Source organism: Halorubrum sp. ARQ200, assembly GCF_005435115.1.
Taxonomy (GTDB): Archaea; Halobacteriota; Halobacteria; order Halobacteriales; family Haloferacaceae; genus Halorubrum; species Halorubrum tropicale.
The window spans coordinates 224,456-242,530 of the sequence record NZ_SGTZ01000001.1 but is presented as its reverse complement, the minus strand read 5'-3'; the positions used below and the strand labels follow the sequence as shown (position 1 = coordinate 242,530).

The 18,075-nt window shown below is 68.5% G+C and carries 19 protein-coding genes; 11 read left to right on the top strand and 8 right to left on the bottom strand.

Annotation, left to right across the window (positions count from 1 at the left end; translation table 11 throughout):
- The first annotated feature begins 6 nt into the window (after positions 1–6).
- The 4 genes from EXE50_RS01300 to EXE50_RS01285 are packed head-to-tail and all read left to right on the top strand — an operon-like array spanning position 7 to position 3,665.
- Complete coding sequence (locus EXE50_RS01300) at positions 7–966, top strand: branched-chain amino acid ABC transporter permease (protein WP_137704143.1); 960 nt, start codon at positions 7–9, stop codon at positions 964–966.
- Positions 963–2,144 (top strand): branched-chain amino acid ABC transporter permease, encoded by a 1,182-nt coding sequence (locus tag EXE50_RS01295; protein WP_137704142.1) that lies wholly within the window; start codon positions 963–965, stop codon positions 2,142–2,144. The genes EXE50_RS01300 and EXE50_RS01295 overlap by 4 nt, the downstream gene beginning before the upstream one ends.
- Positions 2,137–2,925: an ABC transporter ATP-binding protein gene (locus EXE50_RS01290; protein WP_137704141.1), complete on the top strand. Its 789-nt coding sequence runs from the start codon at positions 2,137–2,139 to the stop codon at positions 2,923–2,925. The genes EXE50_RS01295 and EXE50_RS01290 overlap by 8 nt, the downstream gene beginning before the upstream one ends.
- Positions 2,922–3,665 carry an ABC transporter ATP-binding protein gene (locus EXE50_RS01285; protein WP_137704140.1) on the top strand — a complete coding sequence of 248 codons (744 nt, stop codon included), beginning with the start codon at positions 2,922–2,924 and terminating at the stop codon, positions 3,663–3,665. Before EXE50_RS01290 ends, EXE50_RS01285 begins: the two co-directional genes overlap by 4 nt.
- Before the next feature lie 30 nt (positions 3,666–3,695).
- Here EXE50_RS01285 and EXE50_RS01280 read toward each other — a convergent pair whose 3' ends face one another.
- Positions 3,696–4,493 (bottom strand): RIO1 family regulatory kinase/ATPase, encoded by a 798-nt coding sequence (locus EXE50_RS01280; protein ID WP_137704139.1) that lies wholly within the window; start codon positions 4,491–4,493, stop codon positions 3,696–3,698.
- Positions 4,494–4,604: 111 nt separating this feature from the next.
- Here EXE50_RS01280 and EXE50_RS01275 point away from each other — a divergent pair, with 111 nt between their 5' ends.
- The gene (locus tag EXE50_RS01275; RefSeq protein WP_137704138.1) at positions 4,605–5,753 is read left to right on the top strand and encodes an acyl-CoA dehydrogenase family protein; all 1,149 of its coding nucleotides are present in this window, start codon (positions 4,605–4,607) and stop codon (positions 5,751–5,753) included.
- Between the two features lie 38 nt (positions 5,754–5,791).
- On the opposite strand, the gene EXE50_RS01270 is transcribed toward EXE50_RS01275, so the two are convergent.
- The gene (locus tag EXE50_RS01270) at positions 5,792–6,382 is read right to left on the bottom strand and encodes a hypothetical protein (protein WP_053772183.1); all 591 of its coding nucleotides are present in this window, start codon (positions 6,380–6,382) and stop codon (positions 5,792–5,794) included.
- Between the two features lie 145 nt (positions 6,383–6,527).
- Between EXE50_RS01270 and EXE50_RS01265 the strand changes: the two genes are divergently transcribed.
- Positions 6,528–7,034 carry a halocyanin domain-containing protein gene (locus EXE50_RS01265; protein WP_137704137.1) on the top strand — a complete coding sequence of 169 codons (507 nt, stop codon included), beginning with the start codon at positions 6,528–6,530 and terminating at the stop codon, positions 7,032–7,034.
- A gap of 53 nt (positions 7,035–7,087) precedes the next feature.
- Here EXE50_RS01265 and EXE50_RS01260 read toward each other — a convergent pair whose 3' ends face one another.
- Positions 7,088–7,606 (bottom strand): hypothetical protein, encoded by a 519-nt coding sequence (locus EXE50_RS01260; RefSeq protein WP_121598995.1) that lies wholly within the window; start codon positions 7,604–7,606, stop codon positions 7,088–7,090.
- A gap of 121 nt (positions 7,607–7,727) precedes the next feature.
- On the opposite strand from EXE50_RS01260, the gene EXE50_RS01255 reads away from it, so the two are divergent.
- From EXE50_RS01255 to EXE50_RS01245, 3 genes are all read left to right on the top strand, one after another.
- A complete protein-coding gene (locus EXE50_RS01255; protein ID WP_053772186.1) occupies positions 7,728–8,003 on the top strand; it encodes a cytochrome C oxidase subunit IV family protein in 276 nt (91 codons plus the stop codon).
- Between the two features lie 155 nt (positions 8,004–8,158).
- Positions 8,159–8,818: a thiaminase II gene (gene tenA, locus EXE50_RS01250; RefSeq protein WP_137704136.1), complete on the top strand. Its 660-nt coding sequence runs from the start codon at positions 8,159–8,161 to the stop codon at positions 8,816–8,818.
- A gap of 156 nt (positions 8,819–8,974) precedes the next feature.
- Entirely contained in the window at positions 8,975–9,724 is a 750-nt protein-coding gene (locus EXE50_RS01245) for a GNAT family N-acetyltransferase (protein ID WP_121598997.1), read from the top strand.
- Between the two features lie 33 nt (positions 9,725–9,757).
- On the opposite strand, the gene EXE50_RS01240 is transcribed toward EXE50_RS01245, so the two are convergent.
- Together EXE50_RS01240 and EXE50_RS17285 are read right to left on the bottom strand one after the other, a co-directional pair.
- Positions 9,758–10,750: an NAD-dependent epimerase/dehydratase family protein gene (locus EXE50_RS01240; protein WP_121598998.1), complete on the bottom strand. Its 993-nt coding sequence runs from the start codon at positions 10,748–10,750 to the stop codon at positions 9,758–9,760.
- A gap of 60 nt (positions 10,751–10,810) precedes the next feature.
- A complete protein-coding gene (locus tag EXE50_RS17285) occupies positions 10,811–10,954 on the bottom strand; it encodes a hypothetical protein (RefSeq protein WP_199241411.1) in 144 nt (47 codons plus the stop codon).
- 77 nt (positions 10,955–11,031) lie between these two features.
- Here EXE50_RS17285 and EXE50_RS01235 point away from each other — a divergent pair, with 77 nt between their 5' ends.
- On the top strand, positions 11,032–11,511 hold the full coding sequence (locus EXE50_RS01235) for a zinc ribbon domain-containing protein (protein ID WP_137704135.1): 480 nt from the start codon (positions 11,032–11,034) through the stop codon (positions 11,509–11,511).
- Between the two features lie 28 nt (positions 11,512–11,539).
- Here EXE50_RS01235 and EXE50_RS01230 read toward each other — a convergent pair whose 3' ends face one another.
- Together EXE50_RS01230 and coxB are read right to left on the bottom strand one after the other, a co-directional pair.
- Positions 11,540–14,038 (bottom strand): cbb3-type cytochrome c oxidase subunit I, encoded by a 2,499-nt coding sequence (locus EXE50_RS01230; RefSeq protein WP_137704134.1) that lies wholly within the window; start codon positions 14,036–14,038, stop codon positions 11,540–11,542.
- Entirely contained in the window at positions 14,035–14,811 is a 777-nt protein-coding gene (gene coxB, locus EXE50_RS01225; RefSeq protein WP_053772192.1) for a cytochrome c oxidase subunit II, read from the bottom strand. Before coxB ends, EXE50_RS01230 begins: the two co-directional genes overlap by 4 nt.
- A 261-nt stretch (positions 14,812–15,072) precedes the next feature.
- On the opposite strand from coxB, the gene EXE50_RS01220 reads away from it, so the two are divergent.
- Entirely contained in the window at positions 15,073–15,495 is a 423-nt protein-coding gene (locus tag EXE50_RS01220; RefSeq protein ID WP_053772193.1) for a hypothetical protein, read from the top strand.
- A gap of 52 nt (positions 15,496–15,547) precedes the next feature.
- On the opposite strand, the gene EXE50_RS01215 is transcribed toward EXE50_RS01220, so the two are convergent.
- Entirely contained in the window at positions 15,548–18,034 is a 2,487-nt protein-coding gene (locus tag EXE50_RS01215) for an RND family transporter (RefSeq protein WP_137704133.1), read from the bottom strand.
- Between the last annotated feature and the right edge of the window lie 41 nt (positions 18,035–18,075).

Below are 18,075 nucleotides of genomic sequence, written 5' to 3'. Positions count from 1 at the left end.
CGACCGATGACCGTCCTCGGATACCTGGCCAACGGGCTGGTCTTCAGCAGCATCATCGTCCTCGGGAGCATCGGGCTGTCGCTCGTGTACAGCATCGCGGACTTCGCGAACTTCGCGCACGGCGACACGATGACGATCGGCGCGTACACCGCGCTCGTGACGTTCGGCGCGATCGGCGGGCTCGGCGGCGCGGTGCTCGGACTGCCGTTCGGGTTCTTCGTCGCCTTAGTCGTCGGCATCGTCGCCGCGGCGGTCGTCGCGGTCGTCACCGAGCGACTGATCTACGAGCCGCTGGAGATCGACTCGATCGGCCTGCTTATCACCTCCATCGGGATCGCCTTCGTCTACCGCGCGCTGATCCAGATCCGGTTCGGCTCCGACTTCACGCGGTTCGACATCCAACCGCTGCGGCCGATCGAGTCGCTCGTCCCCCTCGGGATCCGGGTGACGCTCCACGACGTGGCGATCGTCGTCTCGGCCGTGATCCTCGTCGTCGGGCTCCACGTGCTGCTCCAGTACACCGACCTCGGCCGGAAGATGCGCGCGATGGCCGACAACCCCGACCTCGCGCGGGTCAGCGGGATCCGGACGAAGCGGGTCAAACTCTGGACGTGGGTCATCGGCGCCGGGCTCGCCGGCGCCGGCGGCGTGTTCCTCGGGCTGTTCAACCAGCTCTCGCCGCGGATGGGGTTCAATCTCCTCCTCGTGATCTTCGCGGCGGTGATCCTCGGCGGGATCGGCTCCGTCTACGGCGCGATGGCGGGCGGCTTCCTCATCGGCATGATCAACCAGCTCACACCGTTCTTCTCCGACGTGGTCGAAGCGCTCCCGATCTGGCCGGGGTGGCTCGCGCGCCTCCTCGAGAGCCTGGTCAGCATCGAGTACGCGAACGCGATCGCGTTCGTGATCATGGTCGCGGTGCTGTTGGTTCGCCCCAACGGGATCGCCGGCGAGGGGGCGACATGAGCCGACTCGACGACGCGAAGGCGGCGGTGACAGACCTGAGTCACCCGGAGCGGTGGGTCCTCGGCGTCAGCGCCGCGTTCGCGCTGTTCCTGCTGGCCGCGCTGCTGACGGGGGGGCTCGGGCCGACGTACTTCCTCTTCCTCGTCGGGCTCGCAGGCATGTACGCGCTGCTGTCCTTCGGGGTGAACGCGCAGTGGGGATACACCGGGCTGATCAACTTCAGCGTCGCCGCGTTCTTCGGGATCGGCGCGTACGGCTCCGCGCTGATGACCGCCGAAGGCTCGCCGATCGCGGGCGGGCTCAGCCCGCTCGTCGGCCTCGCCGTCGCCCTGTTCGTCGCGCTCGTGCTGGCGCTCCTCATCGGGATCCCGACGCTGCGGCTGCGGGCCGACTACCTCGCCATCGCGTCGCTGGGGCTCGCGGAGGTCATCCGGCTCGTCGTCCTCAACGAGCGCTGGCTGACGAACGGCAGCGCGGGGGTCCGGGGTATTCCCGGGTTCTTCGCCGGCTGGCCGGTGCTGTCGACGTTCCCGGAGGCGATGCCCGGGCTCCGGCTGGAGGTCGTGCCGGGGTCGCCGGTGTTCTTGGAGACCGCGTTCTGGCAGGCCTCGCTGAACGTCCTGCTGGTGCTCGCGTTCGCGGGGGCGACCTACTTCGTCCTCCGGCGCGCGCACCGATCGCCGTGGGGCCGAGTCCTGCGGACGATCCGCTCCGACGAGGACCTCGCGCGGGCGCTGGGGAAGAACACCTACTCGTTCAAGATGCAGTCGTTCGTCCTCGGGAGCCTGATCATGGCGCTGGCGGGCGTGTTCTACACGCACCTGAACCTCTACGTCGGACCGGGCGACCTCGACCCGATCACGACGTTCTACGCCTGGGTCGCCGTAATCTTGGGCGGCAGCGGCTCCAACCGGGGCGCGCTGTTCGGCGGGATCGTGATCGTCGCGATCCGCGAGGGGACACGGTTCCTCAACGACGTGGCGCTGCCGGTCGACCCCGCGCCGCTGCGGCTGCTGCTCATCGGCGTCGTGATCATCGCCGTCATGCGCTACCGGCCGCAGGGGGTCCTCCCGCCGCAGCGGGAGCTGATCTGGCCGAGCGCGGTCGACGGGGGCGGACGCCCCGAGCGGCCGGACAGCGGCGTCCGCGAGCGCAAGGGAGGTGGTGACGGTGAGTGAGGGCGCGCTCCCCAAGCAGGACGCCGTGTTGCGCGTCGACGACCTCCAGAAGTCGTTCGGCGGGCTCGCGGCGACCGACCACGCGACGTTCGCCGTCGAGCGCGGCACGATCACCGGGCTCATCGGGCCGAACGGCGCCGGCAAGTCGACGCTGTTCAACCTCATCTCCGGCTTCTACGAGCCGGACGGCGGGACGGTGGAGGTCAACGGGACCGACGTGACCGGCATGGAGCCGTATCAGGTCGCCGACCACGGGCTCGTCCGGACGTTCCAGACGCCGCGCAAGCTGGAGGGGATGACGGTCCGCGAGGCGATGCTGGTCGGGCCGCGGAAGCAGCCCGGCGAGTCGTTCCTGACGCTGTTCGCGTCGCCGGGGACGGTCGCCGACAGCGAGTCGGCGAACCTCGCCGAGGCCGAGCGGATACTGGCGGACTTCGAGATCGACCACCTCGCCGCGCAGCCCGCGACGGACATCTCCGGCGGGCAGATGAAGCTCGTCGAACTCGCGCGGGCGATGCTCGCCGAGCCGGAGGTCCTCCTGCTCGACGAGCCGGTGGCGGGGGTGAACCCGACGCTCGCGAAGAAGCTGAAGCGACAGATACGGCGGCTCAACGACCAGGGGACGACGTTCCTGCTCATCGAGCACGACATGGAGTTCGTGATGGACCTCGCCGATCCGATCGTCGTCTTAGACCAGGGGCACGTGCTGACCGAGGGGACGCCCGAGGAGGTCCGGAGCGACGACCGCGTCATCGACGCGTACCTCGGGGGTGGCGCGTGAGCGACGCTTCTGAGGCGGGCTCGGCCGCCGGGACCGACCCGGTGCTCGCGCTGTCGGGCATCGACAGCGGGTACGGGGAGGTACAGGTGCTCGACGACTGCTCGGTCCGGCTCGACCCGGGCGAGATCGTCTGTCTCGTCGGCCCTAACGGGGCCGGGAAGTCGACGGTGCTCAAGACGGCGTTCGGCATGCTGACGCCGTGGACGGGGACCGTCGAGTACCACGGTCGCGAGATCGGCGGCATGGCGCCCGAAGAGATCGTCCGCGAGGGGATCGGCTACGTGCCGCAGACCGACAACGTGTTCGGCTCGCTGACGATAGACGAGAACCTCCGGATGGGCGGGGTCGCCCGCGACGGCGGCCTCGACGCGGTCATCGAGACGCTGTACGACCGGTTCCCGATCATCGAGGAGAAGCGGACCGCGAAGGCCAAGACGCTCTCCGGCGGCCAGCGCCAAGTGCTCGCGTTCGCGCGGGCCCTCGTGATGGAGCCCGACGTGCTCCTCATCGACGAGCCGTCGGCCGGCCTCGCACCGAACACCGCCGACGACGTGTTTGCGGACGTCCAAGAGGTCAACGACATGAACACGGCGATCCTGATGGTCGAGCAGAACGTGACGAAGGGGCTCGGCATCTCCGACCGCGGCTACGTCCTCGACCAGGGAACGGTCCGGTTCGAGGGGACGCCCGAGGAGCTGTTGAACGACGACGAGGTCTCGCAGCTGTACCTCGGGGGGTGATCCCCCGCGGTCCGGTCGCGCGGCTCCGGGTCACGTCGTCCGCTTTTCGAGTTCGCCGGTCAGCTCCGCTGCGTCGAAGTCGTGGTCCGGCCGGATCGCGACGAAGTCGAGGAACCGCCGCGCCGCGAGGAGCTCGTCCGTCGAGTAGCTCGTCAGCGCGGCCGAGACCGTCTCGGCGGCGCCGACCAGCGGCTCCAGCGCCGCCAGCGCGCTCGCGAGGTCGTAGGCGCGCGCCGCCTCGCGGCCGTCCTCGCTCACGCGGGTCGCGTCGATGACGTGGAGCTCGCCGTCGGCGACGAGGACGTTCTCGGCGCGGAGGTCGCCGTGCGCGAGGCCGGCGTCGTGGATGGTCCGGAGCGTCTCGAACAGCTCGGGGGCGAGCTCGGCGACGGCCGCCGCGTCGAGTTCGCCTAAGGTGCGGAACTCGGGCAGGTACTCCAACACGAGCACGCCGAGGTCGCCGACCTCGGACGCCTCGACCGGCTCGGGCGCGTTGACGCCGAGCTCGCGGACGCGCCGGGTCGCCTCCAGCTCGTGGCGCGCCATCTCGTAGGGCGTCTCGTGGCGCTCGAAAAAGCCCTCCGTGCCGGCCGAGAACGCGCCGAGGTTCCGCCCGGTGGTGAACAGCGCGTGGACGAGCGTGTTCTGTCGCGTGATCACCTTCACGAAGAGGTCCTCGTCGACGACCATCGGCGTCGACAGCCAGTTGTCGGCGTCGAGGAAGCGCACCCGCATCTCGTCGCGGTCGTACCGGGCCGCCAGCTCGCGCGCGACCCGCTCGATGTCGGGCCAGTCGACGCGACCGCGGACGAGCTGCCGAAACTCCATACCGTCGGAACGCGGCGACGCGTCATAAGTCGTCGGCTCGCGGACCGTCCGGCGCCGCGGTTTATCACGGTCGTTCGCATCGTTTATGTCCGCGGGTCGCAATCCTTGCCCATGGACTTCGAGGTACCCGGCGAGCACCGGATGATACGCGACACCGTCCGGGAGTTCTGCGAGGAGGAGATCGCGCCCATCGCACAGGAGATCGAGGACGAACACCGCTTCCCCGAGGAGGTGTTCGAGTCGCTCGCGGACCTGGACATGATGGGCGTCCCGGTCTCGGAGGAGTACGGCGGTCTCGGCGGCGATCAGCTGATGTACGCGCTGGTCACGGAGGAGCTCGGCCGCGTCTCCGGCGGGATCGGGCTCTCGTACGCGGCCCACACCTCGCTGGGCGCGAAGCCGATCGACCTGTTCGGGACCGACGAACAGAAGGAGCGGTGGCTCCGCCCGCTCGCGGAGGGGGAGGGGCTCGGCGCGTGGGCGCTCACCGAGCCCGGCAGCGGCTCGGATGCCTCCGACATGGACACGACCGCCGAGTACGACGCCGACGCGGACGAGTACGTGCTGAACGGTACCAAGCAGTTCATCACGAACGCGAACGTCGCCGACTCGATCCTCGTGAAGGCGGTGACGGACCCCGAGGCGGGGTACGACGGCATCTCGACGTTCATCGTCGACCCCGACGCCGACGACGGGTTCGAGGTGACGACCGTCTGGGACAAGATGGGCCTGAACAGCTCGCCGACCTGCGAGATAGCCTTCGACGACGTACGGATCCCGGCGGACCGGCTGCTCGGCGAGGAGGGCGACGGCTGGACGCAGACGATGAAGACGCTCGACGGCGGGCGGATCTCCATCGCCGCGCTCTCGGTCGGGCTCGCGCAGGGCGCCTACGAGGCCGCGAAGGGGTACGCGGGCGAGCGCGAGCAGTTCGGCAAGCCGATATCGAAGTTCGACGCCGTCCGCGACAAGGTGGTCCACATGCACCGGCAGATCGAGCGCGCCCGCCTGCTGACCCACCGCGCCACGTCGAAGTACGACGCCGGCGAGTCGGTCACGCGCGAGTCGGCGCTCGCCAAGCTCGACGCCAGCGAGGCCGCCCGCGAGGTGGCCGAGGAGGCGGTCCAGACGCTCGGCGGCTACGGCTACACCACCGACTTCGCGCCGCAGCGCTTCTACCGCGACGCGAAGCTGATGGAGATCGGCGAGGGGACGAGCGAGATCCAACACGTCGTCATCGGGCGCGAACTCGGCCTCTGAAGGGACCGTCTCCCGCCCTCAGCCGCCCGCCGGCCGTCTCAGGGGAACTCGATCAGGTCGTCGTCGACGCCGCGTAAGCTCTCGGCGAGCCGCGACCCGTCCGGCACCGCTCGCACGAACGGCGCCGACCCGAACGCCGCGTCGCCATTGACCGACACGAGGCCGAGGTCGGCCGGGTCGCCCTCCAGCCCCGTCAGGAACGCGACGGTGCGGACCGCCGGCACGTCGCCGGCGTACGCGTCCCGGTCGACGGAGCCGTACAGCGTGCGGTTCGTCGCGACGTGATGGACGCAGGTGGGCGTCGGCGCGAAGCAGAGCAGGTAGCGGGCGCCCGGCTCGGTCCGCCCGAGCTTGGGACGCAGCGCGTGGCGCTCGTCGGCGTGGAAGTACCGCTCCATCCGCCGGTACTGTCGGAGGACCTCGTTCGCGCCGGTGGCGCGGCGGACCGCGGCGTCCGCCTTGAGCTCGATCACGCGGTCGACCGGCTCCGGCGTCCGCGTCCGGACGAACAGGTCGACGACGCCCTCGCGCCCGTCGGCGTCGTACGGCTCTTCGAGGCGGATCGCCGGGTCGTCGCCCGTCGCCTCGTAGTGTTCGACGAGCCGCGTCGCCAGCGCGTCTTCGCGCATGTCTCTCGGGAAGCGTCGGAGCGCGATAAAGCCGGGCTTCGTGACCCGATTCGGCGGGGGAATACGTGAGCCTCACACCGTCGTGCATTCCCGAAAATCGAAACGTATCGCGGGGTTTGTATGGCTCGAAACCCTACGTTAGGTGATGTCTGATAACTTGTCCAGACGGCGGTATCTCGCCGGAACCGGCGCAGCGCTGACAATCGGAACGCTCGCCGGCTGTTCCGGCGGCGGTGACGGCGGCGACGGCGGCGACGGCGGCGACGGCGGGAACGTCATCGAAGACGTCCCGAGCGAGATCGACGACTACCTGTCGGAGGCCCGCATGTACGACGGGACCATGGCGGATCTCACGGGCCAAGACGAGATTACCATCGAGGTCGGCGCCGGCGACGTGGGGTTCGCCTTCGCGCCCGCCGCGGTCCGGATCGACTCGAGCACGACCGTCGTCTGGGAGTGGACCGGCGTCGGTGGGGGACACAACGTGGCCTCGGTCGAGGGGTCCGAGTCCGACTTCGACAACGGGGAGACCATCGCCGAGGAGGGATACACGTTCGAGCAGTCGTTCGACAACACGGGTATCCAGCTGTACCAGTGTACGCCCCACAAAGCGAACGGGATGCTCGGCGCGATCGAAGTCGTCGAGGCCTAAGCGGGCCCGGTAGGCGGTCCGAAGAGACGCGGTTTTTCTGCGGGGTGCGGAACTCAAGAGAGGAACGACCACCGGACGTCGACGATCCGGTCGTGCTCGCTGGTGACCGTCGGCCGCGCGAGGTGGTCGTTGGCGTTGGCGCCGACCTCGGCGAGCCGCGACAGCGCCTCTTCGAGCGTGCGGTCCGAGCGCCGCACGGCGGCGTCGCGCTCGTAGGGGGCGTCGATCGGGTTCGCCCGGGAGTTCGAGACCGCGATCGCGTCGGTGAGGTCGCCGCCGATCGCGTGCGGCGGCTGGTGGAAGTGCCAGTCGCCGACCGTGAGGAACAGCCACACGTCGCCGTTGATGGCGTGGTACTCGCCGGTGACCCCGTCGGCGTCGTACGCGACCACACGGGAGAGCACGGCGGTCTTGAGCCGGTAGAGGGCGTCCTTGCGGGCCGAGCGGACGTTGCTCTCGGTGACGTCGCCGCGCTCGTAGGCCGCGGTGGCCTCGTCGGCGAACTGCTTTGCGACCTTGTTGACGACGTACAGCGATTCGAGCAGGTCGTCCGTCGGTTCCAGCGGAGTCACGGGAGCACCGGTCGTATGCTGCGACCGACCGCAGGTCCGGTCGTCGCGCGGATAGGCGTTTCGGGATCCGGGACCCCCGGATGGTTAATTCTTTAAGCGCAGGGACGAAGTGGGGCGTAAGATGGCGCACGACTCCGTGAAACTGTATTCGGCGATATACGTCGCCCTCCTCGTCGCGGCGACGCTGAACTTCGCGCTCTTCGAGACGTCGTTCATCGAGTTCTCGTACACGACGGCGATCGCCGGGACGCTGGTGATCGCGACGGTCAAGACGCTGCTCATCGTCGCGTACTTCCAGCACCTCCGGTGGGAGAACCGCTCGCTGACCTATCTGATGGGCCTCGCGCTCGCGCTCACCATGCTGCTGATGGCGGCCGCGACGTACTCCATCTCGTAACGTCCCCGCGACGGCCGCGGACTCTCCTTCCCGAACCTCCTCTCGACACCTCTCGCTTTCCGCGGAGCGATGCCGCCGTTCTCGTTGCCGCCGCATGGTATTACTTGCTAATATTAGTTAGTTATAACACAGTCCGAAACGGACCCTCGGACGAGATGGCGTTCAGCGATCGACTCCTTGAGGCCGGATCGGACATCTGGGACGCACAGAAGGGGCACCCGTTCGTCGTCGAACTGGCGGACGGAGAACTGGACGAGGCGGCGTTCAGACACTGGGTGAGACAGGACTACCGGTACCTGCTCGACTACGCGCGCGTCTTCGCGATCGCGGGGACGAAGGCGGACGACGAGGAGACGACCCGGCGGCTGACGGCGGCCGCGCACGCCACGCTCGACGACGAGATGGACCTCCACCGCTCGTTCGCCGCAGACTACGGCCTCTCGGCCGCGGATCTGGAGGCGGTCGAGAAGGCGCCGACCTGCGCGGCATACACCGACTTCCTCGTCCGGACGGCCCACGAGGGGTCGATCGCGGAGACCGTCGCCGCCGTCTACCCGTGCGGGCAGGGCTACCTCGACGTCGCCGACCACATGGCCGACCGCGCGACCGAGGAGCACCGCTACACCCCGTTCATCGAGAATTACACGAGCGACGCCTTCCGCGAGACGGTCGCCTGGATGCGCGACCTCGTGGACCGGCACGCCGAGGCGTACCCCGGCGAGCGCGACGCGATGCGGGCGGCGTTCCTGCGGAGCGCGCGGCTCGAACACGCGTTCTGGGAGATGTGTTACACCGAAGAGAAGTGGCGCGTCTGACGCGGCGTGTCGACGGAGCGCGCCGGCCAGCGGTCGCACCGACGGCGCGGTCGGCGCAGAACGGGTACTCGCGCGGCTCGCACCGGATAGAGGGACCCGTTGCGTGCGACGGAAATCTCGACCGAGTTTTTAGTAGTCGGGGTGGTATCTACACGCATGGACCTACGCGAAGCAACTGCCGAAGACGTCGACGCGGTCCGGTCGGTCGCCCGCGAGTCGCTCGTGGCGTCGTACGGGCACGCCGTCGACGAAGCGCTGTTGGACGAGGCCGTCGAGGAGTGGTACGACGCCGGAGACCTCGGCGACGACGTCGAGGACGACGACGCGGTGTTCCCGGTCGCCGTGGTGGACGGGGTCGTCGTCGGGTTCGCGGAGAGCTACGTCGTCGGGCGCCGCGAGCGGGTCGGCGAGATAGACTGGCTCCACGTCCACCCCGACCACCGTGGCTCGGGCATCGGCTCGGCGCTGCTAGAGCGGGTCGAGTCGGCGCTCCGCTCGGCCGACGTCGACCGTATCGAGGCGCGCGTCCTCGCCGACAACGAGGCGGGCACGGAGTTCTACGAGCGCGAGGGGTACGAGCTCGCCGGCGAGCGCGAGGTGGACATCGGCGGCGAGCTGTTCGCGGAACGGGAGTTCCGGAAGCAGGTCGGGCGGCTCAGGGGCATCTCCGAGGCGACGTACCAGACGGAAGACGGAGAGACCGTCCACGTCGCGTTCGACGAGAGCGACCGCGGCTCACAGGCCCCGTTCTACGTCGCGTACGTCGACCCGGACCACGAGCGCCGCTACGGCTACCTCTGTGGCAACTGCGAGGGGACGGACATCGCCATCGACACGATGGACCGGATGGAGTGCCGCGACTGCGGGAACCGGCGGAAGCCCGCGCGGTGGGACGCGGCGTACTGAGGGGGCGTCGCCGCCCGGAGCGGCGCGACCGCCTCAGAGCGTCTGCTTCACGCCGATGACGCGCTCCTCGGCCTCGCGGCCGGGGTCCCACTCGCTCCCGTCGCGGTCCGACTCGCGGTGCTCTTCGACGGTCCGCGACATCGCCTCGTCGACCGGCGTCGACTCCCAGCCCAGGTCGGCGAGCGCGCACGTGTCGAGCAGGTGCGGGTACTCGCGGTAGAGGGTGAACTCCTCCGGGTCGAGCCCGCCGGCCGCCAGCGCGTCCGCGCTCGCGGGAACGACGTCGACCTCGGTGTCCGCCGCGTCGGCGATGGTCTCCAGCGTCTCCCGCAGGGTGAGCGCCCGCCGGTCGCCGACGTTGTACGCCGCGCCCGGTTCGCCGCGCTCGGCGACGATCCGCAGCGCGCTCGCGACGTCCTCGACGTACGCCCGGTGCCAGAGGTTCTGTCCGTCTCCGGGGACGACGACGCGGTCGTGGGTGAGCACGCGGTCGATCCAGTAGTCGAGCCGCTCGGTGTAGTCGTACGGGCCGTAGACGATACACGGGCGGACGGCCATCGCGTTGACGCCCGCCTCGGCGGCCGCGAACACCTCGCGGTCGCCCTCGGCCTTCCGGTTGCCGTACGTCTCGTGGCCGTCGTCGACCGCCTGCGCGTCGGTACACGGCTCCAGCGGCGTCTCGCCCTCCCGCTTGGGGATCTCCTCGGCGGCGTAGCTGGAGCCCGAGGAGATGTAGACGTAGCCGTCGACGTCGGCGAAGACGTCGGTCGCGCTCGCCACGTCGGCCGGGTGGTACGCGACGCAGTCGATCACGACGTCCGGTTCGACCGACAGCTTCGCGGCCCGGAGCGCGGTCTCGTCTTTCCGGTCGCCCTCGACGTGGGTCACCCGGTCGTCGTCCGCGAAGGGGTTCTCGTGGTTCCCGCGGTTGAATATCGCGACCTCGTAGTCGTGCGCGAGCAGCTCCGCGACGGTGTGTCGGCCGATGAACCGCGTGCCGCCGACGACGAGCGCCGTGTCTGTCATACGCTAGATCGGACGAGGGACGTGAAAAGCGTGGCCGAACCGGAATTCGAGCCGTCCGGCTCAGTCGTCGTCGCCGCGGGGGCCGTCGCCGCGCCACCGACGGTAGAGGAGGTACACGACGCCGAGGCCGATCCCCCAGGTGCCGACGCCGAACACCGCGACCGCGGCCCCGGAGAGGAACTCGCCGAGCGGAACGCCGAACATACCGTAGTTCGGCGCGTCCGCAACATAAACGCTCCGAGAGAGGTAGGTTCTCGGGGCGGGAGGTCGTACGGGCGCCCATGTCGGAACGCACTCGTCGGCGGCCCTGGCTCGCCGCATTGCTCGCGCTCGTCGTCTCGGGACTGGGTCACGCGTACCTCCGCCGGTGGGCCCGCGGGCTCGGCTGGTACCTGACGGTCGCCGCGGCGGTGTTCGTGTTCGTCCCGGAGTCAGCGATCTCGGGCGCGCTCGCGGGCGACCCGCCGGCGGTCTCGGAGATCGCGCCCGCCGCCGCGGTCGTGGTCGCCAGCGTGGTCGACGCGTACGTCGTGGCGGTCCGACACAACCGGACGTCAGAGCGGGACTCCGACGCGTCCCGAGCGACGGGCTCGCCGGACACGGTACCCGGTCCCGGCGCCGCGTCCGCGGAGGTTGCGGACGGCGAGGCGGAACCGGAGTCCGGCGAGACGATCCGCTGTCCCGAGTGCGGAAGGGAGACCGACCCGACGTTCGACTTCTGTCAGTGGTGCGCCGAACCGGTCGGTGAGAGCGACGCGTGACGGCGAAAAAACGGGGCCGCGAACCGCCTCAGAAGAGGTAGAACAGCGGGAAGACGAACACCCAGACGATGTCCACGAAGTGCCAGTAGAGGCCGAAGTACTCGATCGGCCGCTCGTCGTCGAGGTAGTGACCCTGGTACGCCCTGACGAACAGGAAGATTGCGACCACGAGACCGAGCAGCACGTGGATCCCGTGGAGCCCGGTCGTGACGTAGTAGATCGACGCCTGGATCGGGTCGCCGTGGGCGTTCGCGGAGATGGTCACGCCCTTGTCGAAGACCTCGTGGTTCCACTCCCACATCTTGATCGCCATGAAGACGAACCCGAGCAGGATGGTCGACCCCAGCGACGCCAGCAGGCCCTGCCGGCTCTTCCGGCGGGCCGCGACCAGCGCTAAGATCACGGTGAACGAGGACGTGAGTAGCACGAAGGTGTTGATCAGTCCGGGTAGCGGGTCGGTCAGCGGCTCCCACGTCATCCAGCCGGCGTTGTACCGGATGAAGATGGCCGCAGACAGCAGCGCGCCGAAGACGAGCACGTCGGACGCCAGGAAGAACCACATCCCCAACTTCACCTTCTCGACGCCGTTGAACGGCCACCGCTCGGCGAACTCGGTCGGCGGGGCGTAGAAGTCCTCCGTCCCCCACTTCACGCCGGTGTAGAGGAGTCCGCCGATCCCGGCCAAGATCGCGGTCGGGTAAAGCAGGTTGGAGATGACGACGTCGCTCTGGAGCGCCGTCTCGCCCAGTTCGACGGTCACGGAGTTGGCGAAGCCGGAGAGGCCGAACAGCAGGACGCCGAGGGCGAGCGACAGTGCTAACGGCCAGATGCTCGCGTGACTCGGATGTTTGTCCCAGTGAGCGTAGCTCGAGATGTGCGACGAGTGGGTGTCGCCGCCGTCGGTGGCGACGTTACCGTCCTCGTCCGTCTTCACCGCGGGCCCGCCGTCCGGCACGTAGTCTTTCACGAACTCCAGCTTTCCGGAGGCGTACGACGGCCTGTTCGGCCAGTTCTCCAGCGGCGGGGGCGAGGAGACCGCCCACTCCGCCGTCCGCGAGTAGTCCCACGGGTTGTCGCCGGCCGGCTCGCCGGAGACGTAGGACTGCGCCAGGTTGTAGAACATGATGAAGAAGGAGAGTCCGAGCACGAACGCGCCGATCGTCCCGAACTGGTGGTAGATCTGGAACTCGGGGTTGTACTCGAACACCCGGCGCGGGGTCTCCCAAGCGAGGAACATCGAGAAGTAGACGGCGTTGAAGCCGAGGAAGAACGTGACGAAGTGGAGTTTCCCGAGGAACTCGTTGTACATCTTCCCGGTCACCTTCGGGAACCAGTAGTAGATCGCGCCAACGAGCGCCGTCGCCCCGCCGAACATCACGTAGTGGAAGTGCGCGACCACCCAGTAGGTGCCGCGGAACTCGTAGTCGAGCACGATTGCGCCGAGGAAGACCCCGGTGATCCCGCCGAGGATGAACAGGAGCAGCGCCCCGAACGCGAACAGGAACGGCGTCGTGAACTGGATCCGCCCCTTGATCAGCGTGTAGATCAGCGAGAAGACGATCAGGTCGAAGGGGAGGGATATACCGATCGTCGTCGCCATCATCAGCGTCTTGATCTCCAGGTTAATCGTCGTGAGGAACATGTGGTGCATCCACACGAGGAACGACTGGACGGCGATCAAGCAGATGGAGATGATGACCCACTTGCGACCGACGAGGCGGCGGCCGGAGAACGTCTGGAACAGTTCCAGCATGACCCCGAGCGCCGGGAAGAAGACGATATACACCTCCGGGTGGCCGAAGAACCACCAAAGATGGCTCCACAGCAGGGCACCGCCCTCAGTAGCGGAGAAGTAGACGCTCCCGAGCACCCGATCGGAACCGAGAATCAACAGCGCACCGAGCAGCGCCGCGAACGCGAACAGCATCATCCACACCGTCGCGAGGATCGACCACGAGAACAGCGGCATGTCCATGATACCCATCCCCTCGGCGCGGGAGTGATGAATGGACGTGAGGAAGTTCACGGTCGACGCGGTGACGCCGATAATGAACATCGTGAGCGCGAGAATCGCGCCGGTCGACCCGATGCCGGGCGTGTACATCGGCACGTTGAGCGGCGCGTACATCGTCCAGCCGGCTGTGAGCGTGCCGCCCTGGAAGAAGCTGATCCCGAGCAGCACGCCCGAGAACAGGTACATCCAGTACGATAGGGCGTTCAGCCGCGGGAACGCGAGGTCGTCCGCGCCGATCTGGAGCGGCACGAAGTAGTTCGCGAACCCGAACGCGAACGGCGAGAGGAACCAGAACACCATTATCAGCCCGTGCGCGGTGACGGCCTCGTTGTACGCCAACCCCGAGAGGATCTGGCTCGTCGGGTCCCACAGCTGGAGGCGGATGAGCAGCGCCATCACGCCGCCGAACAGCAGGAAGAACAGCGCGGTGATCGTGTACAGGATACCGATGTCCTTGTGGTTGGTCGTGACCAACCAGCGCTTGACGGAGGTCGTCGGCGGGAGTTCGCTCATGCGTTCACCCCGCTGAGTACTCCGGACTCGTGCGCGGAGGTCTCGATACTGGCGCTCTCCGAGCTGTTTCCGGTGTTAGCGTACCACTCCTCCCACTCGTCTTGCGGAATGACCGTGATCTGGCCCTTCATCTGCGAGTGACCGGGGCCGCACAGTTCGAAGCACTCGACGGGGTACGTCGCCTCGCCGCCTTGCGCCTCGACCTCCGCCGAGCTCACGGAGAACCAGTTATCGTTGTAGTCCCCGGGAATGGCGTCTGTCTTTATGCGTAAGTCCGACGATCCGAAGTTGTGCCAGACGTCCCTCGACGTCACGTTGATGTCGATCCGCTGGTCGGCGGGCACGATCAGCTCACCCCGTTCGGTGTGCCCGTTCGGATACTCGTACTCCCAACCGTACTGGTAGCCTTCGACCATGATCTCGATGTCGCCTTCCTCATCGGTGTCCGGCCCTTCCTCAACGTAGAGGAGGAGCCCGTACGAGTACACGACGAGGCTGATGACCACGATCGCGCTCAACCCGAACGAGAGGAAGAGCTTCTTGGCTTTCGGACCGCCCTGTCCCGTCGGGAGCTCGCCGACGACCGGCGCGTCGAACTCCTCGTCCGACCGGTTCCCGTCGTCGCGGTACTTGTACACGTTCCACAGCGTGTACGCCACGACGATGGTACCGACGAGGGTGCCGAGCGCGAGGAAGACGAAGAAGATCTCGTCGAAGACCTCCGCCTGTGCGCGCCAGTCGCCCCCTTGTTGTAGGATAACTGGATCTATCATGTTCGTCTGTCTGCTCTTGTACCACCCTTAGCGATGGTACACTTATCTCTTGTGTAGCGGGGCGGGCCATCGGGGAGTGAACGGGTCCGTTTCGCCCCCCGAGCGGGACCCCGCCGGCCGGTCGAACGGTGCCGCGGTCGAGGGGACCGATCGGTGCGGAGACCCCGCGTCAAAGGCGCGTCGAAGGGTATTTGTACGCGCGAACGGAGCCCCTAACAACGGAAATCCATGACATCACTCACCCTCTTGAGTACGGGGCTGATGGGCCTCCTCGTCGTCGCCACGTTCGTCGCGGTCGCCGAAATCGGGGCGAAGCGAGTCGCTCCCGGCCGCGACGAGACGGGCGGACGCTACGAGGCCGTCGTCGAGACGCTCGGCGACGTGGTCCGGACGCCGGTCGTGTGGGCGGTCTCGTTCGTCGGCATCACCGTCCTCGTCGGCGGGAGCATCCTCCTCGGCGTCGGGAGCTTCGGGATCCCCGAGGGCCTCGCCGGGACGCTGGTGAACGTCGCCTTCCTGGCCGTCGGGCTGCTGCTCGTCGGCTTCGTCTTCCTCGGCGCCTACTTCGCGACCCGGAGCCGCGGACTCGGGAACGCGCACGGCGTCGCCGCGGGCACCCTGGCGACCGGCGCCGCGTTCCTCGTCCTCGTCACGGTCCAGCTGGTCGTCGGCGTGGTCGGCTGACTCGGTCTCTTCTGTCTCTGCCGTCCGGTCGAAAGTCGCGTGGTACGCAGCGTCAGCGCTCGGCGTCGCGGAGCCCGTCGTCGAGCCCGAGGCCGACGAGCGATCCGTACCGGTCCCACACGACGACGAGCGAGGGGACGAGCAGGATCGAGCAGAGGTAGGCGTAGAACACGCCGAGCGCGAGCAGGACGCCGAAGTCGCGCAGGAGGGGGATGACTGCGAGCCACAGCACGCCGAGCCCGGAGACCGTGGTGAGCATGCTGCCGGTGAGCGCGCCGCCCGTCCCCGCGATGGTGACGTCGAGCGCCTCGTCTATCGGCAAGCCCGCCTTGTACTCGTCGACAAACCGGTGAACGAAGTGGACGGTGTAGTCGACGCCGAGCCCGATGGAGACGGAGAGGATCGGCGCGTTGATCGGCGTCAGCGGGATGTCGAACAGCCGCATCGACCCGACGAGCAGGCCGACGGTGACGAGCACGGGGACCAGATTGAGGAAGCCGTAGACCGCCTTCCCTTCGAGGTAGGCGTACGAGAGCGCTAAGAACAGCGCCGTGAGCCCGAAGGCGGCGAACAGGCTGCGGATCGCCGACTCCGTCAGCAGGTCGATCACCGCCTCGTTGACCACGAGGGATCCGGTCGGAACCGCGTTGAGCGGCGTGCGCTCGGCGAGCTCGCGCACGTCGGCGACCGCCTCGGAGTTGTCGACGCCGGGTCGGATCGTGTAGTCGATCCGCGCGCTGCCGCGGTCGGCGGCGACGTACCCGCGGGCTCGGCCGTCCGCGGAGGAGTCGAGGAGCGCGTCGTACACCTCGTCGACGTTGCGGTCGGGCACGCCGTTGCCGAGGCGGTCGTTGCGCTCGACGAGCGCCGCGAACTCGGGATCGCGCGACGCGCGGTCCCCGATCACGGTGACGACGCTCGTCGCCTGCGCGCGGCGCTCGTCGGTCGTCGCGAAGGTGTCCGGGGGGTTCCGCGTCGTGCGGTGGATCAGCTCCAGGGAGTCGTCGTCCCTGATCGACTGGTCGATGTACAGCGTCACCGACCCCACGAAGTCCTGCTCGAACTCCTCCTCGAAGAGGGTCAACACGTCGAGGAACGTGTACTCCGTCGGCGCGAACGGCTCCGGGAGGTCCGCGTACGTCTCCAGCCGGTCCTGGTCCGGGAAGAACGCCTCCTCGGAAAACTCCGTGTTCACGCCGGTCCCGTAGGCGCCGCCGACCGCGCCGCCGACGAGGAGGAGCGCGACGACCGCGACCGGGGCGATCCGCGAGAGGTCGACGCCGACGTGGAGGACGCGCGCGAGCCGCGAGCCGCCGGCGCCGAGGGCGCTCGTCCCGAACGTCGGGATCGGGAACCGCTCGCGCAGCCGGTCGACGAGCACCTTCGCCGCGGGGAGGAAGACGCCGAATATCACGAGCGTGAACGTGATCCCCGCGGCCGCCACGATCCCGAAGTCGCGGTTCGGATCGAACGGGCTCACGACGTTGGAGACGAGCCCGAACACCGTGGTGATCGTCACCAGCAGGAAGGCGATGAGCAGCTGGTCGGTGGTGGTCCGCATCGACGCCTCGATGCCGGTCCCGGTCGCCCGCTCCTCGCGGTAGCGGTTGACGATGTGGATCCCGAAGTCGATCCCGACGGCGAGCAACAGCGGGAACACCGTCACGAGCGAGTCCGAGAACGGGATCCCGGCGTACCCCATGAAGCCGAACGTCCAGAGGAGCGACAGGAGCAGCGCGGCGATCCCGATCGCCATGTCGAACGGGTCGCGGTACGAGAAGATCAGGAACCCGACGATCAGGATCAGCGCCGCCGGGAAGACGATGATCGCGGTGTCGGTCAACAGCGCCGTGATCTCCGACTGGAGGACGCCGTCCCCGAAGAGGATGACGTTCTCGCCCGCCTCGTTACCCGGAACGGAGTCGACGACCTCGACGCTTCGGGTCTGTAGCTCGGTCACCCGCGCCGTCGTCGCCGCGTCGGGCAGGTCGTAGGTGATCCCGACGATGGCGGTGTCGGCCGCCTGCGCGGTGGGGTTGTAGTCGACCGACACCTGGGCCGCGATCGCGCCCGTCGCGTCGGCGTCGGCGATGGCCGTCCGCAGTTCGGCGGGCGTCGCCTCGGTCACGGCGTCGCGCCGCTCGGCCGCGGTCGAAGCGCTCGGGTCCAACCGCCGCGCGACCGCGTCCGCGTGGCTCGACGTCGACGCGACCCGGAGCGTCGAGCGCGACTCCAGCCGGTGTTGCGTCTCCAAGGTCCGCACGAGCGCGTCGCGGGAGAGGACGTTACCGTCTGAGACGATCACCTGCGCCGACGTCGCGGAGCCGCCGATCGAGGTCTCGAACTCCTCGTCGATGTCGTCGAGCGCGCGCTGGGCGGGAATGTCCTGCGTGAACTGGTCCGCGCCGGCGCTGGTCTCGATGCCCGTCAGCCCGCCGGCGAAGCCGGCCGTCACGACGAGGAACACCGCGACGACCGCCAGCGGCCGCTGCGTGACGACGCGGTCGATCTCCTCGATCAGCCGGTCGGCCGCGGTCACCGGTGCCCCGCTGTCCCGCGGTCGGTCGGCGGGCGGCCCCT

What these genes read in the sequence shown, in the direction of transcription:
- EXE50_RS01255 (WP_053772186.1), top strand. Translation starts at nt 7,728, where the DNA reads ATGGCGCACGACTCCGTGAAACTGTATTCGGCGATATACGTCGCCCTC.
- EXE50_RS01230 (WP_137704134.1), bottom strand. Translation starts at nt 14,038, where the DNA reads ATGAGCGAACTCCCGCCGACGACCTCCGTCAAGCGCTGGTTGGTCACG.
- EXE50_RS01275 (WP_137704138.1), top strand. Translation starts at nt 4,605, where the DNA reads ATGGACTTCGAGGTACCCGGCGAGCACCGGATGATACGCGACACCGTC.
- EXE50_RS01245 (WP_121598997.1), top strand. Translation starts at nt 8,975, where the DNA reads ATGGACCTACGCGAAGCAACTGCCGAAGACGTCGACGCGGTCCGGTCG.
- EXE50_RS01300 (WP_137704143.1), top strand. Translation starts at nt 7, where the DNA reads ATGACCGTCCTCGGATACCTGGCCAACGGGCTGGTCTTCAGCAGCATC.
- EXE50_RS01270 (WP_053772183.1), bottom strand. Translation starts at nt 6,382, where the DNA reads ATGCGCGAAGACGCGCTGGCGACGCGGCTCGTCGAACACTACGAGGCG.
- EXE50_RS01295 (WP_137704142.1), top strand. Translation starts at nt 963, where the DNA reads ATGAGCCGACTCGACGACGCGAAGGCGGCGGTGACAGACCTGAGTCAC.
- EXE50_RS17285 (WP_199241411.1), bottom strand. Translation starts at nt 10,954, where the DNA reads ATGTTCGGCGTTCCGCTCGGCGAGTTCCTCTCCGGGGCCGCGGTCGCG.
- EXE50_RS01265 (WP_137704137.1), top strand. Translation starts at nt 6,528, where the DNA reads ATGTCTGATAACTTGTCCAGACGGCGGTATCTCGCCGGAACCGGCGCA.
- EXE50_RS01235 (WP_137704135.1), top strand. Translation starts at nt 11,032, where the DNA reads ATGTCGGAACGCACTCGTCGGCGGCCCTGGCTCGCCGCATTGCTCGCG.
- coxB (WP_053772192.1), bottom strand. Translation starts at nt 14,811, where the DNA reads ATGATAGATCCAGTTATCCTACAACAAGGGGGCGACTGGCGCGCACAG.
- EXE50_RS01280 (WP_137704139.1), bottom strand. Translation starts at nt 4,493, where the DNA reads ATGGAGTTTCGGCAGCTCGTCCGCGGTCGCGTCGACTGGCCCGACATC.
- EXE50_RS01240 (WP_121598998.1), bottom strand. Translation starts at nt 10,750, where the DNA reads ATGACAGACACGGCGCTCGTCGTCGGCGGCACGCGGTTCATCGGCCGA.
- tenA (WP_137704136.1), top strand. Translation starts at nt 8,159, where the DNA reads ATGGCGTTCAGCGATCGACTCCTTGAGGCCGGATCGGACATCTGGGAC.
- EXE50_RS01220 (WP_053772193.1), top strand. Translation starts at nt 15,073, where the DNA reads ATGGGCCTCCTCGTCGTCGCCACGTTCGTCGCGGTCGCCGAAATCGGG.